Raw genomic sequence first — 16,240 nt, forward strand, 5'->3', positions numbered from 1 at the left:
AAGGTATATCGACCACACAGAACGAGAGACAGACATGGCAGTAGATGTTGCAAAAAAATCACAATCCGACGCACCGACACAGGCAATTCCCAAACGCTATGGCCCACGTCTGAAGCATTCCTCGTCGCTACCTGCCATTGCAAGCATTCTGCTTCTCAACCCGCTCTTACTCGCACCTCTCTCAGTGCATGCCCAGGAACAAAGACCGAGCGAGGTATCGCAGCCCAGAGCGTCGGCGCAGAACTATGATATTCAAAGCGGACCCTTGGGGAGTGTGCTCAGCGAATTTGCCAGTGTATCGGGTATCGTGTTGTCGTTTCCCTCTACGCTAACCGCAGACATACACAGCGGAGGACTACAGGGACAATTTACCATTGAAGAAGCCTTTGCCTATTTGCTCTCCGGTACCGGACTTGAGGTCAGCCAGAGGGGGGCTGCCGACTATGTCATTGGCAAAGAATTAGATTCGGAGGCAACCTTGTTGAGCACGATTGTCATCGAAGGGGAATCCGATGCATCCGCGGGCTATCTGGCAAACGCGTCGGCTACAGGATCAAAGCTTAATATCGCGCTTGTCGAAACCCCACGCAGCATTAGCGTTATCACCGAAGATCAGCTGCACGATCGCCAGGTACAAACCATAGAGCAAGCTGTCGCTTACACCGCAGGTGTGCGAATAGATGGTGCAGGACTCGATCCCAGATTTGATACCGTCAACATTCGTGGCTTTACGACGGTATATAACGGCGACTTCCTCGATGGCTTACGCCAACCCAACAGCGGCTGGCTGTCTTACTATTCAACTCTGCCTTACAACTTGGAGCGCATTGACGTCGTAAAAGGTCCGGACTCCGTGTTGTACGGTCAGTTATCACCCGGCGGACTTATCAATCGTGTCAGTAAACGCCCCAACGCGAGCGCGCCTCAAGAAGTGCAATTCCAAATGGGAAGTCACGATCATCTGCAGGGACAATTTGATGTCGGCGCCAGATTGGGAGCAAACGTGCAAGGCAGATTAGTGGGTTTACTCAGGGATGCTCAAACAGACATCGAACAAGTCGATGATGACGCAGCAATGTTGGCGCCCACACTAAAATGGAACATCAGCGAAAAAACCGACATTACCTTTATTGGCCAGTATCAAGACCGCTTAACCGCAGCCTCACCCCGCCCTTATCAAGACGGCGAGACACTGACACGTTTTTGGGCTGGTGACGAAGACTTTGACAAGCTGGACCAACAGCAGTGGGCACTGGGTTACGAACTGAATCACGCGTTTAGTGAACAGCTGACCCTGCAACAAAATGTTCGCTATGGGCAAGTCGATACCATTAATCAATACCTTTCCGTCACAGGAAGAACAGACAATATCTTAGAGCGTTCCAGTATCGGACTCTATGAAGATATGGATACCCTCAGCACAGATACTCGACTTATCAGCAAGCTGTCCCACGGTCCCGTAGACCACCAACTTCTGTTTGGTTACGACTATGCGAAACTGGAACATCAAGTCGAATATATTGCTGGAAGCGCCCCGTCTATCGATATGACCAATCCAGACTACCACCAGTATGTTCCCAAACCCGAAGGCGCTGTGTATTCAGACGATAATGGTAGAACGTCACGCCAGGGTATCTATGCTCAAGACCATATCAAGGTAAATAATTGGACCGTGATGACGGGGGTTCGCCGCGATTGGGCTGACGACAAAACCTTAAGTCACATCACGGGAAATACCACTAGGCGCAAAGATCAAAAAACCACGTGGCAACTGGGAGCGCTTTACCTGTTTCGTCCGGGGCTCTCATCGTATTTCAGCTTCGCTCAATCCTTTGTTCCCCAAACCGGGCAAAGTTTCGATGGCAGCGACTTTGATCCCACAGAAGGCGAACAGTATGAGATAGGAGCAAAGTATCAGCCCGAGCAGATGAACGCGATGTTCACAACAGCGGTTTACCAGATCACAGAATCAAACCGTTTAACCAGCGATCCTCTCAACTCCGGCTTTCAGGTGGAATCCGGCGAAGTTAGAACCCGCGGCGTAGAATTCGAAGCCGTAGGCAGTCTTAATGAACAATTGCAAATGACCGCCAGCTATAATTACAACGCCGCCATCATTACCCACGACAATGACGGCTATCAAGACAACGATCTCGCACTCACACCCCGACATCTGGGATCGTTTAGATTTGATTATTCACTCGCCAGTTTTCGCGGGTTGAAGTTCGGTGGCGGCGTACGCTATACAGGCAGCGAGTATATCGATAATGCTAACAGCTACAAAAATGACGGCTACGCGCTTTATGATCTCGATGCTCATTACGATTTCGGCGGAGCATTGACTGGCGTCCGGCTCAGCCTCAACGCAGCCAACATCACTGACGAGGAGCATATATCCTGCCAAGGCAGCTATTGCTATCGAGGGCCGGGACGCAGTTTAATCGGTAGTGTGGCCTTTCAATGGTGATAGGTTAAATAGATAATGTAACGGAACACCGTCTAAAAAACGTTCTTGCACGGTAACAATAGCAATTGTTACCGTTTAACCCCAAGCTGCCGTCTCGGGTTGAACGATAATAACTACCGAGACGAAAAATCGTCGGCAACACGACGTCGATATTCAACTATCGTGATACACATCGATCGCAGTCAATCTGGTTTTCTTAAAAATTCACACTGGCGGAAAACGCGATGGTTCTTGGAATACCTAACGAGTAGCTGGTCGCCCAATAGCTTTTGTTCGTCAAATTTGAAACATTTAACCGAAACACCGTTGGCGTCCTGAAGGCGTTAGTTTCGTAACGTAACCCAGCATCAAAGATGGTGTAGTCGGACATCTCCTGTTGATTCGCCGAATCCTTATACATCTCTCCCGTATAATAAGCTCCCGCAGTAGCGGTGAGGCCCAGCATCGCCGGGACAGAATATTCTGCGTAAACTTTAGCGAGCTTTGACGCAATTCCCGTCGGCTTTTTTCCTTCGATGGTTGCGTCAGTCGCCTTCTCGACACTGAGATCCATCCAGGTACCACCCGTAATCAGCGTCAGATTGTCCGTCACTTTTCCCTTTAACGTGAGTTCAAATCCCTGATGTATTTGTAAGCCATCTTGATTGACCGTAAGTTTGCCATTGGCAGTGCGCTCGTTAAAGGAATTGGCTTTTTCCAGTCGGAATGCTGCCGCGGTGAGCATCAAGCGGTCAGAAATTCCGTAGCGGGATCCCAATTCATACTGCTTGCTCACATAGGGTGCAAGTATCTCGCCTGGGTTGTTGTATTCATCGGGATTATTGGCAACGGTTGTCCCCTCCTCCAAGCCTTCTATGTAACTGGCGTATGCCGTTAACGACGTCGTGGGTTTGTAGATAAGCGAGAGCGTAGGCGTCAGTTCTGACTCATCGTATGATGATTGCTGTACACCTGAGCTGTTGTAACTTTTAGATTCAATCGTTGAGTAATTAATCCCTAATAACGCACTCCAATGCTCGCCAAAAACAACATCATCTCCAACAACGACATTTGTTACGGTATCTTTGCTCGCAGTATAACGTCGCCCTTTGTCATCAAGCTGAAGATCATTGGCAATATAGTTTTCAATATCCAGAGCGGTATTGTAAATGGGCGAATTGCTCCCGGAGATTCGGTTGTTCTCGAATTGTTCCACTTCGAACACATCACCGGACAAACCAACCGTTAGCGTGTGTTGCACGCCTGCTGTCTCGAAACTGCTGTCCAAGTAAGCGTAGTAACCATTGGCGATATTATCGTAGGGAGCACTGTTAAAATTCCAACCGGATGCCCAGCCAGAATCTGCATAATAGACCGGATACATTCCCTGTTGCGTGTGCGTGTCTTTCTTATAGAGATACGCACTCCGAAAGGTAAACATCTCGTTTAAGGTATAGGTGAGGTTGATACCCGCTCGGTCAGTTTCCGTCTCTAGAAACGTCCAGTCAGGCGTATATGTATGATCGTTATCTTGGGGGGCGATCCAATAATCCAAGGCACTGTTGTTGCTATCGGCATAGGCGTAGAATCTTGAATCGATTTTATCCACGCGATAGAAGGTATAACCTGCTTCTACCTGCATTAGTAACTGATCAGTAATATTCCAATCGAGAGCACCACTGACCAGCTTTCGCTCTACGTTTTGGTCTTGCTTACCGGTTTCACCGTCCTGATACACGCCATTGAATCGATACGCAAAACGGCCTTCGTCATCGATTTTATTTCCCAGATCGATATGCCCAACCCATTGGTCGTCACCATAATTCGCAACCGTCACCTGAGTGAGAGGATCGTAAGTCGGCCGCTTTAAGACATAATTGGTCGTCCCACCAACCTTACCGGCACCAAACATAAATCCGGTAGGACCACTGACCACCTCTACTTGTTCCAGTTCTTCCATGCTAATGCCAATCGACGTCGATGACAGCTTGATGCCATCGACCACACCGGACTGGGTATGTATGCCGCGGATAACCGCATAGGGTGTTGCATAGACTGTAGTCGGCGCAGAGTTTTGCACGACGGGGTTCATTTTATAGATTTGATCCATGTCTCCGGCGATAGCATTTTCGATCAAATCTTTGGACGTGACACTGATAGAGTAAGGCGTGTCCTGTAGCTCTCTTGCGCCCCAAGGCCCAACGCCGGAGCTGTCACTAACCACATAGCCCTGAGCGGCTGAACCCGTCGAGCCTTCGACATCCGCGCTAACTTTAAGCGGCGGCAGCGTATCGATATCATTACCCAGTAGACGATAACTGCCGTCTGATTCCTGACTGACGTCGAGTCCTGATCCAACAAGCAATTGCCTCAAGCCCTCATCAACGGTATAGCTTCCCTGCAGCCCCTGTGTTGTCAGACCTTCGGTGAGACTGGCGTTAAAATAAATCGTTACGCCGGTCTCCACGGCGAATGCGTTAATCGCCGCACCCAACTCGCCAGCAGATATATCGACGACGACAGGATCGGTTTCCGCCAGAACAGAAGAAGATGTCGCCAACAACGCAACCACGATGACGCCCACAGCAAAACGCTGGGTTACCGCTTTCGCGAGGGTTGATTTGGAATACGGTGGCAACGGCAGATTGCTTACACTGGGCGCTGGGTTCATGGTGCATCCTATTAATTTACGGCGAAGAGATATTAATTAGGTCGCACAACACAGCAAAAAGGTACCGAGCTAACGTAAATTATGTTTGCGATTCAATACTCACCCAGTATCGAGTAAAACGGCGAACGGTAACCGGAAAGGATTTTTCCAATGCTTGTAACGCCTGCTCAGTGTTATCCAGGCGAAACACGCCGCTGATCCGGAATCGGGCGAGCGCCGGATCACAGCGAATAACACCGTTGCGATATCGGCTAATTTCGGCGACGAAGATATCCAGTGGCATCGCATTTACCGCGAGGGTTAAGCGAGTCCAGGCATCACCATTCTCACGCACCGGCTTGGTAAAAATGCCGGCCGCCCCGAAATCAGCCGCCTGTCCGGCGTCCAGAATCTGCGGCTCACCACCCTTAGCCGTTATGGCGACCTGATGCTCAAAAACCTGTACATCAACGCGGTCCTCGAGTTCCCTTACTGAAAACCGTGTCCCCAGCGCTTCGACAGTTCCCTGTCGGGTGACAATAATAAACGGTCGACTCAAGGTATCTTTAGCGGTTTCGACCAAAATTTCGCCCCGGCGTAAATGCACACGTCGCGCCGTCAGGGAATAGTCAACGTCCACACTGGAAGCGGTGTTTAGAATCAATGTCGAACCATCGGCCAATTGAATCGGTTTGACCTCTCCTCGGCGGGTATACACATCAGCCAGCCACGCCTCCTGCAATTTATGCTGATAACCCAACCAGCCCGCAGTGCCGACACCGGCAAACAGCAACATCCCGCGGAGTAAGTTTCGTCGCTCGCGATCGACTTGACGATCGGCATAGTCGACAGCATCCACCGCCAGATTCGCCGAGGGGTGGTTGCGCGTTGCTAACAGTTGCTGGCGGAGAGTTTCCACACGATGCCAGGCCCAACGATGGGCAGGGTCCGCCGCCAACCATTGCTCCAAAAGTACATGATCCGCTTGGCTGGCATCCTCTGCACAGAGTCGGGCATACCATTCAGCCGCCGCTTTGAGCGCACGACTTTCTTCCATGGTTGATTGCATAACCTCCACCAGAACAATGGTTAAAGATCGTGATGCAACGCAAACACCAAGCAGTGCTCAGTCGCCTTTGCCATATATTTTTTAACAGAACTGACGGAAACGTCTAAGCGCACGGCGATTTCCCGGTAGGTTAGCCCTTGAATCTGCGACAACAAAAAAGCCCGTCTCACATTGGAACCCAAGCCGCACAGCATGGCATCCAGAGATTGCAGAAGATTGATCACCGAGACTCGCTCTTCCGGAGAAATGTCCTGGGGCTCTGGCAGCGCCGATATCGCTTCAAGATACGCCGCTTCAATCGCGCGCCGACGGATGTTGTCGACCATAACGCGATTGGCGATGGTCGCGAGATAACTGCGCGGCTCGCGAATCGATTGTACTGTCGCGATAACATTTTCAGCGGACAGAACTCTGAGGAAAACGTCTTGGGTCAAGTCCGCGGCCCGATGGCAGCAGCCTAACTTTCGGTAGAGCCTGGCCAAAAGCCAGCTGTGATGGTCGCGGTATAAGTCAGTGAAATCGGTATGAGGTACTGTATCCACGCCAGTCACGTCGAACTCCTTGGGTGGGACAAAGGTAGAGCTCCAAAGCCCATAAGAATGAGAATATTTCTCATCTTATCGAATGCCGACGCAATTAAAAAGATATTGCCGCCATAAAGCGCCAGTTTTCGGTAACTGCAGCCCTTCTTTATCGGCGTTTCAGTTTGTGAAGTGCCAGTGGCGGCCAGAGGTAAGCTAGGAGTGAGCCAATGAGATGAGAGATGCACAAAGGATGACGGGATGATCTGCGCCAACAGGCCTGGCAGACCCGCAAGCGAATAAACGGGAGAAGCCCTCCCGGCTTTTATAGGCTCCGCTCGGTTTTACGATTCTAGCTCTTGATCAATTGGAATGGACTGAAACAACGCATACAGATAATCACTTTCCATACGCTTGCACTCCCCCTCGAGCTGCTCGACAAGCATACGGACCTGCGGCAGGGTAAGTTGTAGCTGCATACGTTCCATGACCAAAGGTTGCCCAAGAGGTTGGTCCTCAACGATGGGCATGTCGACAATGGTTTGGTAATCCGCCGGCGTTGGCAAAGGATTAAGCCGATAACCAGCCCCCATGGTGGCATCTCCACACGCGAGAAAACGCTTTTCTTTCATCTGCTCTACCTCTACCTGTTTCGGGCTAGCCACGCGCGCAACACAGTACGGACCCGCCCAATGTCAAAGATCCACTGTAATGAGAGGTCAGTTTTTAAACAATACGGCAAATGTCGGTTTTTTGACACGCAGGCAGGCTACCACTCGACGATTCAACCAGAAAACGGGAAAACAGCAAACACCTTTGGCATTAGCGCCTGACTTCTGGCAGAGCGAAGCGAAAACGCCGACCGAAATCTCTGAGAAACAATAGGCTAGGCGTATAGAAGCGAGAGAGGGTTTGGCAAGAGCTGGCAGTTCGGTATGGCATTTGCCCTAAACGACGAGCCAAGAACCGACGTAATTTACAGGAATTAAAAGAAGAAATTGGCGGAGAGGGAGTCCGCCCAAATAGAGTCTCCAGAAATCCATATAGATCTTTATATACACCATATTTCAACTACTTATGGTCTATCCGAATCTACTAAAATCTAAATAAATTGGGGGACCAACTGGGGGACCAGACTTCCCATTTAACCTGTAGATTTACCGACGCAACGCATGGCAATACACCGGCTCAATGCCGCCACCCTGAAGAAGCTCAGACCTGGTAAATATGAAGATGGCGGCGGATTACGTTTTGTGGTCTCGAAGAGACTGGCAAGAAAATGGGTGTATCGTTTTACCGTGGCCGGAAAGCGAAGAGAGATGGGGCTGGGGAGCTATCCTGCAGTTACTCTCGCAGAAGCCCGGAGGAAGGCTATAGAGTACCGGAAACAGGTCAGCGAAGACCGCAACCCAATCCAGGAAAGGCGGCAGGAAGCCGTGCGGATCCCAACCTTCACGGGCTGCGCTGCTCGATATATCCGCGCCCACCGACGAGGATGGCGCAACAGGAAGCATGCCAAGCAGTGGGTAAGCACCCTCAAAACCTACGCGAGACCCATCGTTGGCAAAAAGACCGTGGACAACATAACAACCGAAGATGTTTTAAAGATCCTTAACCCCATCTGGAATGACAAAACCGAGACTGCCAAGCGGGTGCAGGGCCGCATGGAAAACATCATCGATTTTGCGACCGCCCACGGGTATCGCGAAACAGCCAATCCTGCCCGGTGGCGCGGGCACCTGGACAAGCTATTACCAAAGCCCTCCCGGGTTGCTCGGGTGCAACACCACCCGGCCATGCCCTACGAGCAGGTTCCGGCCCTCATCCATAAGCTCAGAGAATCCGATAGTATTTCTGCCCTCGCGCTGCAGCTTCTTATCCTGACTGCGACACGCACCAGTGAAGTGCTAAAAGCACAGTGGGTGGAGATTGACCTGGAGGAGACGGTCTGGATCATCCCACCCGAGCGCATGAAATCTGGGCGAGAGCATCGCGTCCCCCTATCTGCTGCGGCTGTGAGCATACTGGGAGAGCTACCCCGGATTGCCGGCACCCCCTTTCTGTTCCCTGGGACAAAGCTGGGGAAACCTCTATCCAACATGGCCCTGCTGCAGCTGATGCGACGGATGGGCTACGGGGGTGAGGGAGATCTCGGTGATTACGTGCCACACGGCTTCCGCAGCAGCTTCCGTGACTGGTCTGGCGAAATCTCCAGTTATCCGCGTGATGTTGCCGAAATGGCCCTCGCTCACGTCATCGAAAATAAGGTGGAGGCCGCCTACCGGCGTGGAGACCTTTTTGCCAAGAGGCGGCAGATGATGGATGACTGGGCCGGTTATTTGGTCGGTCACAGCACCAATTTGTAGAGCCACTGCGGTTCGATGGTTTGCCAGGGAGTCGAACCGCTGCACTGACTTTCATCTCATGCTGTGGGTTTCTCTTGTATAGCGCCATATTCGGTATAAGAACCCTAAATTGCCTAATTTTAAGCATCGCCGACTTTCGCCGGTCACATTAATCACAGATTTCAACTATTTCAAAAGATGGCTTGAATGCCATCGACAACGCTCCGCCTTTAGTCCCCTATAGATCGGGTCTGCCTATTCAACTGCTCCAATAAATATTTTTAATATTTACAGACAGATACCAACCCCCTTGGCGGAATTTGCATCGCCTCAATAGTTTACAATGCAAGAATCGCGTTTTCATTCGATGTGCCCAGTATATGTACCCCAAACGTATTGCCCTGCGAACCAAGAGTATAGACTTCTGCCTTTCGTGGTAAGGTGTAAAAGCGAACATCATCTGCGACCGGATTAATTAAATTGGCAATTTCCTGCAGTATGGTTTGGATATCTATGACTGCGCAATACGCAAGAAATACAGAATTCTGGACTGGCATCGCCCGAGCCTTCAGGTAGCGATGAACCTTTTGCAGGCGTTTTCGATCAGCAATATCATAGCTGATTATATGCAGGCGCAAGTCTGTTTTACTCATCAATCAAGCTCACAGATCCAGAGTTCAAATCGCATCAGTAATCGCTGAGTCTGAAACTCTATAAACTCCTTTTCTCGGGCAAACCAAGTGACCACGTCACGGTGTTGCAGAGAAGTCTTTCGGTGTCTTCGCAACCATTTATCACGAACAATTAAAAGTAAACAAAACAATGTATTGGATAGATCTGCAGCCAGATCGATAGGCTCGATCAAAAGTAACGGGCTATTTTCCCAGACTCCACGCTCATGTAATTTCTGCGTCATGTACCCGTAGAGTTCACTTTTTAGCCACCGTAAGGAGGACTCGAGGTGTTTAGTATTAAAATCCTTTGATAATAAATCAGCGCTGGCGCCGGGCAACTTGTACAATGCTTCTAAATCCGAATACCTTAAACCTAAACGTCGAGCTGCGTCTCGGCGGTTTTGAAAATTCAGAGCATAGCACCACTGATCATATTCAGTTTTCCAATCAGGCCTCTGAATTAGCCTACAAAGCAGTAGCGCCAGATCTGTCTGTTTCGCCATACAGCCCACCATTCTGTACAGCGGTCTGCCGTCGCGCTTCACAAAATGAATCGTAATACCCTCTTCCGCGCAGGCCTTTAGAGCTTCTCCTCCCCAAGTCACCGGTCCACTGACCTGAATACGTTCAATTCTTCGCAGAGGGAAAACCCTCTCAGTTTTATCAATCCCGGAAACCGTAAGGGCAGGCCATTTGACTGCAATTTCCAATGGTTTACTTGCATACAAGTACAAGGGCTCCCTCATCGTCAGAATGTTTGCCAATGTTTTGCGATTACAGCAACTACCTTGCGTGCACTTTTACGCATTCGATGAGCGTGTGCTTCGTACTCCGGATAAAAAATCGCTCTGCCTTCCTTACTAAGCAGGCAAGCTTCCCCGTCAATATTAAAATGGTGCTTTCGAAGCGTTTTATCCGCCAACAGTCGCCAAACCAAATGATCAATATGAGTGCGATACAGCTCAGCCAGATCGCAAGCCAGAGATGGCCTGCCGTGCATCGGTTCGTGGTACATTCCCAACCACGGATCGAGGCCGATAGAGTTGATGCTCTTTACCAGCTCTCCATTCAGAAGCGTATAGCCCAGCGATAGCAGAGCATTTACAGGATCCCTGGGTGGTCGCCGGTTACGGCCGCGGAAACCGTATTCTTTCGGGATAATCTGCGCAAAAGCGCGGAAATAACTCCTGGCTGCCGCACCCTCTATCCCTCGCAGAGATTCCAGGATAAATTCTTCTCCAGCTGTCAACCGACTTTCCATCGTTTCCAGCTGCTGTATTCCTGAAGTCAAAGATTGACGCCTATCCGGCCGGCGTAAGACTGCTTGTTTTAAGAAGCGTTTTTGCCGAACAAGCTTATGGGCAAGCAACCTGTTGACCCAACGCTGTCTATAAGAAACATCATTGAAGCAACGAAACTGCCCGACTCTGCGAATAACATCGCCACCGCCCACTGATCCGATGAAAACCGAATGACGAGAATGGCGGCCTCCGGCAATACTGACCGCAATTCCGCTCTCCGACAACCTTGCCAACAAGCCAGTTTTGATATTGACACTACTGTTGCAGATAATCTGACTGATCATCCCGAGCGGTATCGTGCGCTGATATTGTCCATCCAGATACAGCGCCAGCGCCTTATTTTTCAACTCGAGAGCAAGGCCCCGTCGATCCAGATAAAGTGTTTTGTCCATCATTCCTCCTAACCAATGTAAAACAGATCATCGGCCGACAATGAAACTCCCCTGCCCAGCGCATAGCTGCTACACCGAGCATCGAGTCGAATTAACGCAAATTTGTCCTCGTCAGGGTCAATGACCTGCCGCAGTCGAGTCAATATTTCATCGAGCTCATTTGCAGTTAAAGGGCATTCGAATACTGACTTCTGATAGCCGAGCGCATAGTCGCGCAATATGACATGTGCCTGTCGCAATCGACGCGGATGTCGAATGTCGTAGGCAGCGAGATATAAAGTGCGACTTTTCATGAACAGAACTGTAGGCGGGTTTCGTTCTAAAAGCCGTTGCGGCAAGCTTGCAATAGAAATACATCTGCAAGCTTATAAAACTTTTCAAACGTCGATTATTCGAATGAGCATACCGACTCAATTGATTACGCTAAACATTATCCCCTGTGTTTCGGGTCTTCGGTTTTTACGACATCATCGCAATCAAATTCACCGGCATTTCTTAATCCCCTGTGTTTCGGGTCTTCGGTTTTTACCTCGCGAAAGTCCTCAATACGACATTGAAAGAGTCTTAATCCCCTGTGTTTCGGGTCTTCGGTTTTTACTTCGCACAACGGATCATAACGGTCAAGCGATGATTGGTCTTAATCCCCTGTGTTTCGGGTCTTCGGTTTTTACCCGCCACTGCTTCTTTAATCATCCTGAGCAAGAAGTCTTAATCCCCTGTGTTTCGGGTCTTCGGTTTTTACGCATCCAGACCTGATAGTGGCTTCTTTGTTCACCGTCTTAATCCCCTGTGTTTCGGGTCTTCGGTTTTTACGCAGACGGTGATCAAGATACGAGCACTCCGACTGAAGTCTTAATCCCCTGTGTTTCGGGTCTTCGGTTTTTACCAGCAATGGTTTCTCATTTGTTTCAACGTTTTTAGTCTTAATCCCCTGTGTTTCGGGTCTTCGGTTTTTACGCTGATCGTGAAATACTTGATCGTTTTAAAAATGTCTTAATCCCCTGTGTTTCGGGTCTTCGGTTTTTACCAACAAACCGGTGGTAAATGAACACTATTTACAAGGTCTTAATCCCCTGTGTTTCGGGTCTTCGGTTTTTACATTTTCACGACTGGAAAAGCGGAAGAAAAGCCGTGTCTTAATCCCCTGTGTTTCGGGTCTTCGGTTTTTACCAAGCAGATTGCAATAAAGGCCCATCTACTCTGCAGTCTTAATCCCCTGTGTTTCGGGTCTTCGGTTTTTACGGCCAATGGAGACGGTAAAACGACGAAGAGCGACGTCTTAATCCCCTGTGTTTCGGGTCTTCGGTTTTTACTAAGGGCTTGCACGGTATAGATGGTGAAAACGAGTCTTAATCCCCTGTGTTTCGGGTCTTCGGTTTTTACTGCTGTGGTCAATTTCCCCTTGATTTTCATAGAACTATAGAGGCCTTTGGCAAGATCTAGGCTTTCCAAAAAGTTTACTCTTTGCAACATCTCTAGAACTCGTTGTACATAGGTTTAATCGAGACTATATCAAACTCACCTAACCGCTCTAACTCAATAGCCATTGCTGCAATCTGGGACGAAGCCCCTGAAGTTCGCGAAACTGGAGTATGTCAATATTGAGATCCTGAGCCCTGCGTCTACTGGCTGAATTCAGTTCCTGATAACTGATCAACATGGGTTTAGCCTGTAATCCCCCCACGGCGTCCACCAGGCTATCGAGTTTGTAAAGAGCATCTGCAACGTGTAAATCTGAAAGCTTGCTGAAATTTCGTGACTTGCATTCGATAAGCCGCAGCCGGTTATTTGCTAATATCACCACGTCCAGTTCATTGCGGGAGCCTTTACCTGCCCATTCGATTTCCAGCCCCTGCGCGGTATCCTGGATAATTGATAATTCGGACTTTAAGCTGTTAACGCAGGCAAATACATATTGCTCAAGCCATCCTCCACAAGAAAAAAATCGAGATTCTTCATCAGTAAAGTGCAGCGCTTTTCCTACGGCAGTAACCATGCCAATCGCCGTTAAATGATCAACCAGTTCGGGAAAGGCACCGTACCCGAGGTGAGCGCTATCCAGCGGCTTTGAAATCAGAGCCGCCTCAGCGCTGCTGGCATACCAACTCAGTACGCTTAGTGCCGGCGCAAAAAAATCTATACGATCAATTAACAGCTGGGAAAACTCACGCCGGGCTGGGGCCACCTGTTCCCGGCACTTTCCAAGTACTCTGGCACCATGAGCATGTATCATATCGACAATACGAAGGGTTTCTGAAATTTCATAGGGAGGCTCACCGGTAGGCGATAGCCAGACCAATTGATCCAATTCCGGGTGTACGTAATAGATGGGTTGATTATACAACCGGAAGACTTCGTAACAGGCAATACTCATGGGTTTGGTGCCGCCTGTTGCATTGAGTGCAATACCCGGCGTTAAATCGCTAATATTTTCAGCTTCGAACAATTCAAGAATCCGCTCCTGGATGTGGGAAAAATCCCAGGCATTGTCTATTGTCCAGACCATGACAGAGATTCCGCGAGGGCGGTAAATTTCCATCAACCAATTTGCGCGCTGGTGCATATCCGGGCTAACCAGTAAAACGATCTGTTTCGGGCGACATGCCGGATCCAGCGCAGGGGTAAGATTGGGGGTGGGTTGGGCAGACACCAGCATGCAGTGAATATCATATCTGGCAGGTGTATTCATGAAGGGAAACTTTCCAGTAGTTTTTTATAAATGGCGCGATCCACTCGTTTTAACAATTTTTCACGGTCTTCGCTACTTATAAAGGCGCTGGCAAATGCCTGCTTATTGAGAGATAACACCTCCCACAGACTGAATGGTTTGTCTATCATCAGATTTGCTGCTAAAAACTCATCGCAGAGGGAGGTACGGCTGATACCGGGGTTGTCGGTATTGATACAGAGCGACACCCCCTGATCCCATAAGTCGCGCAAGGGGTAAGCGGGATAGTTCTGGCTCGCTGGATAACGTGGGTCCCGGAATCCCACGACCTCTCGATTGGAGGTCGGGCAGAGCTCCAGGCAAATGCCCCGGTCGCGAAAACGTCGCAATAGCTGCGGTTGTTCATGGAGAGTTAAACCATGGCCAATTCGGTCCGCGTGCAGATGATAGGCAGCGTGCCAGATCCTGTCCGCTGACTGTCCTTCGCCCGCGTGAATAGTGATGGGTAAGCACGCGCGGAAGGCCGGCAAAAACCACTCTGCCATCCGCTCCGGGTCCTGGCGCTCTTCTCCGGCGAGATCCAGTCCTACTACAAATCCCTCCCTCTGCGCGGATACTGCAAGGTCGACGGCCTGGCGAACCTGAGTCTCACTGCCGCGTCGATCTACAATAATGATAAATCTAAGTACGGGGGAATCGTCGTCATTTAGATGACGCCGAAATCTTGCTTTGCGGATCTCTGCGGAGAAAGCCTTGATAAAAGCCGCACCATCGCCGCCCAGATATTTCTGTGGACTACCTCGAAGTTCGACGTAGGCGAGATTCTCCTCCAGAGCTTGCTGCAAAACAGCCTCCGCGTAGGGGCCAACCGCTGCAGGGTGTTGAAGAATAGCCGATCCAGTCAGTTCACCAGGCCGTTCGTAAGCGGCAAATCCCCTTGGGTTTTCACGAGCAAGCCCCAGGCGCGGCTCCGTTGCTCCCCACAGCTGCTCGATCAATCTCTCATCGTCGATTTCACTAAAAAGTGCAGCCACACACAGGCTGCGAAGCATTGGCGATTGCTCGCCCATACTCTTGAGAAGATCCGGCCAAGCCCACTCCCAGCGGGAATCGTTGCTGAGCAGTGGCTGCACGCGGTCCAGCAATTTCCCCCGCTCCTGAAGTGGCGTTTCATCCCAGACGTAAGCTGCGACCCTGCGTTGAGATGGAAGATCCAGACACCCACCCAGATGCCGGTGCAGATCCGCTTGCGGTAGACTTGCGAGCCATTGCCGGTGTTCACTCGAGAACCGGGTCGACCTAAGCCGATTGATCAGTTCACTGGGTAGCCGGTAGAGTTGCCGCCAGTTTTCATGGTGCTCCCGGTCAATGATGGTTGCCAGATAGTTTCCGAGTAAAGACGCTCCTTCGCTCTCACGGCGATCCACTTCACTGAACAGACGCGAGCCACCAGCGACCGGAGCCCAACTACAAATATCGCCGCTTTCCGGTAATGGGATCGGGTAAGCACCCGTTCGCACCGGAGGAAAGTCACGAGTGTCAATATCCAGCAACTCTGCCCGATGCCCTGAACCGACGACCAGTGGAATCAACTGTGGAGTGCCCTCCGCGCTACACAACATATGCGTGGGAATCGGCGCTGCCAGTAAGCTTGGTTCGGGGTAGCGCAACGGCTCCGGTAGTTCGCCTGCATCGACAATATGTAATAGCCGATAGGCGCCAAACAGGCTGGCAGCCCGTTGCAGATCAGCACTCATCGTTTTTCGGCCACCGGCTAGGCTGAAATTCAGTTGGCCGCCAGCACAGCGCGCCCAGCCAAGTAGTGCCAGCCTGAAGATCAGCTCCCGAAACAGCTCGCACTCTGCCTGGCTGGCCAGCTGGTCGGTACCGGCTGCTGTCCAGATTCGCAAGGGTATGGGTTTGCCGGCAATTTCCCACCAGCGAGTGAGCGCTCGTATGCTGTTGTGCGTCTTACGACCTTCTGTAGTACACACCCAGATTTCATCCGGAGCCAATAGTCCATGTTGCGCACGCGTTTGTTTTAATTCACGTATCTGGGGGTGATTTTTGTAGAGAGACAGTTCAGATTCGAGAAATCCATAGGCTTCCGGGACAACCGCCCAGCTCACGCCCAGAGTTGAGAGCAATATATTCATTTGCAAAACCCATCAGTT

The 16,240-nt window shown here is 50.4% G+C and carries 12 protein-coding genes and 1 CRISPR repeat array; of the genes, 2 read left to right on the forward strand and 10 right to left on the reverse strand.

Annotated elements, in window-relative coordinates; translation table 11 throughout:
- Positions 1-34: 34 nt before the first annotated feature.
- Entirely contained in the window at positions 35-2,467 is a 2,433-nt protein-coding gene (locus tag ACXAFR_RS12025) for a TonB-dependent siderophore receptor (RefSeq protein ID WP_475177132.1), read from the forward strand.
- A gap of 196 nt (positions 2,468-2,663) precedes the next feature.
- Here ACXAFR_RS12025 and ACXAFR_RS12030 read toward each other — a convergent pair whose 3' ends face one another.
- The 4 genes from ACXAFR_RS12030 to ACXAFR_RS12045 all read right to left on the reverse strand — a co-directional run bounded on the left by ACXAFR_RS12030 (position 2,664) and on the right by ACXAFR_RS12045 (position 7,318).
- Positions 2,664-5,117 carry a TonB-dependent siderophore receptor gene (locus ACXAFR_RS12030; RefSeq protein ID WP_475177134.1) on the reverse strand — a complete coding sequence of 818 codons (2,454 nt, stop codon included), beginning with the start codon at positions 5,115-5,117 and terminating at the stop codon, positions 2,664-2,666.
- A gap of 79 nt (positions 5,118-5,196) precedes the next feature.
- Complete coding sequence (locus ACXAFR_RS12035) at positions 5,197-6,165, reverse strand: FecR domain-containing protein (RefSeq protein WP_475177137.1); 969 nt, start codon at positions 6,163-6,165, stop codon at positions 5,197-5,199.
- 20 nt (positions 6,166-6,185) lie between these two features.
- Complete coding sequence (locus ACXAFR_RS12040; protein ID WP_475177139.1) at positions 6,186-6,716, reverse strand: sigma-70 family RNA polymerase sigma factor; 531 nt, start codon at positions 6,714-6,716, stop codon at positions 6,186-6,188.
- A 314-nt stretch (positions 6,717-7,030) separates the two neighbouring features.
- Complete coding sequence (locus tag ACXAFR_RS12045) at positions 7,031-7,318, reverse strand: hypothetical protein (protein ID WP_475177141.1); 288 nt, start codon at positions 7,316-7,318, stop codon at positions 7,031-7,033.
- A 540-nt stretch (positions 7,319-7,858) separates the two neighbouring features.
- On the opposite strand from ACXAFR_RS12045, the gene ACXAFR_RS12050 reads away from it, so the two are divergent.
- A complete protein-coding gene (locus ACXAFR_RS12050; RefSeq protein WP_475177144.1) occupies positions 7,859-9,052 on the forward strand; it encodes a tyrosine-type recombinase/integrase in 1,194 nt (397 codons plus the stop codon).
- Between the two features lie 317 nt (positions 9,053-9,369).
- On the opposite strand, the gene cas2 (ACXAFR_RS12055) is transcribed toward ACXAFR_RS12050, so the two are convergent.
- From cas2 (ACXAFR_RS12055) to ACXAFR_RS12080, 6 genes are all read right to left on the reverse strand, one after another.
- Positions 9,370-9,684 (reverse strand): CRISPR-associated endonuclease Cas2, encoded by a 315-nt coding sequence (gene cas2 / locus ACXAFR_RS12055; RefSeq protein ID WP_475177146.1) that lies wholly within the window; start codon positions 9,682-9,684, stop codon positions 9,370-9,372.
- Entirely contained in the window at positions 9,684-10,415 is a 732-nt protein-coding gene (locus ACXAFR_RS12060; RefSeq protein WP_475177148.1) for a CRISPR-associated endonuclease Cas1, read from the reverse strand. The genes cas2 (ACXAFR_RS12055) and ACXAFR_RS12060 overlap by 1 nt, the downstream gene beginning before the upstream one ends.
- A 38-nt stretch (positions 10,416-10,453) precedes the next feature.
- Entirely contained in the window at positions 10,454-11,401 is a 948-nt protein-coding gene (gene cas1 / locus ACXAFR_RS12065) for a CRISPR-associated endonuclease Cas1 (RefSeq protein WP_475177151.1), read from the reverse strand.
- Positions 11,402-11,406: 5 nt separating this feature from the next.
- On the reverse strand, positions 11,407-11,691 hold the full coding sequence (gene cas2 / locus ACXAFR_RS12070) for a CRISPR-associated endonuclease Cas2 (protein WP_475177153.1): 285 nt from the start codon (positions 11,689-11,691) through the stop codon (positions 11,407-11,409).
- A gap of 133 nt (positions 11,692-11,824) precedes the next feature.
- A CRISPR array of direct repeats spans positions 11,825-12,781; the repeat unit is 37 nt; unit sequence GTCTTAATCCCCTGTGTTTCGGGTCTTCGGTTTTTAC.
- Positions 12,782-12,929: 148 nt separating this feature from the next.
- On the reverse strand, positions 12,930-14,087 hold the full coding sequence (locus tag ACXAFR_RS12075; RefSeq protein ID WP_475177156.1) for a Card1-like endonuclease domain-containing protein: 1,158 nt from the start codon (positions 14,085-14,087) through the stop codon (positions 12,930-12,932).
- Positions 14,084-16,222 (reverse strand): CRISPR-associated ring nuclease, encoded by a 2,139-nt coding sequence (locus tag ACXAFR_RS12080; RefSeq protein WP_475177158.1) that lies wholly within the window; start codon positions 16,220-16,222, stop codon positions 14,084-14,086. The genes ACXAFR_RS12075 and ACXAFR_RS12080 overlap by 4 nt, the downstream gene beginning before the upstream one ends.
- Between the last annotated feature and the right edge of the window lie 18 nt (positions 16,223-16,240).

The organism is Pseudomaricurvus sp. ABR4_320 (genome assembly GCF_056159445.1).

Bases quoted from the DNA above. Each gene is read 5' to 3' on its own strand.
- ACXAFR_RS12025 (WP_475177132.1), top strand. From the start codon at position 35: ATGGCAGTAGATGTTGCAAAAAAATCACAATCCGACGCACCGACACAG.
- ACXAFR_RS12030 (WP_475177134.1), bottom strand. From the start codon at position 5,117: ATGAACCCAGCGCCCAGTGTAAGCAATCTGCCGTTGCCACCGTATTCC.
- ACXAFR_RS12035 (WP_475177137.1), bottom strand. From the start codon at position 6,165: ATGCAATCAACCATGGAAGAAAGTCGTGCGCTCAAAGCGGCGGCTGAA.
- ACXAFR_RS12045 (WP_475177141.1), bottom strand. From the start codon at position 7,318: ATGAAAGAAAAGCGTTTTCTCGCGTGTGGAGATGCCACCATGGGGGCT.
- ACXAFR_RS12050 (WP_475177144.1), top strand. From the start codon at position 7,859: ATGGCAATACACCGGCTCAATGCCGCCACCCTGAAGAAGCTCAGACCT.
- cas2 (WP_475177146.1), bottom strand. From the start codon at position 9,684: ATGAGTAAAACAGACTTGCGCCTGCATATAATCAGCTATGATATTGCT.
- cas1 (WP_475177151.1), bottom strand. From the start codon at position 11,401: ATGATGGACAAAACACTTTATCTGGATCGACGGGGCCTTGCTCTCGAG.
- cas2 (WP_475177153.1), bottom strand. From the start codon at position 11,691: ATGAAAAGTCGCACTTTATATCTCGCTGCCTACGACATTCGACATCCG.
- ACXAFR_RS12075 (WP_475177156.1), bottom strand. From the start codon at position 14,087: ATGAATACACCTGCCAGATATGATATTCACTGCATGCTGGTGTCTGCC.
- ACXAFR_RS12080 (WP_475177158.1), bottom strand. From the start codon at position 16,222: ATGAATATATTGCTCTCAACTCTGGGCGTGAGCTGGGCGGTTGTCCCG.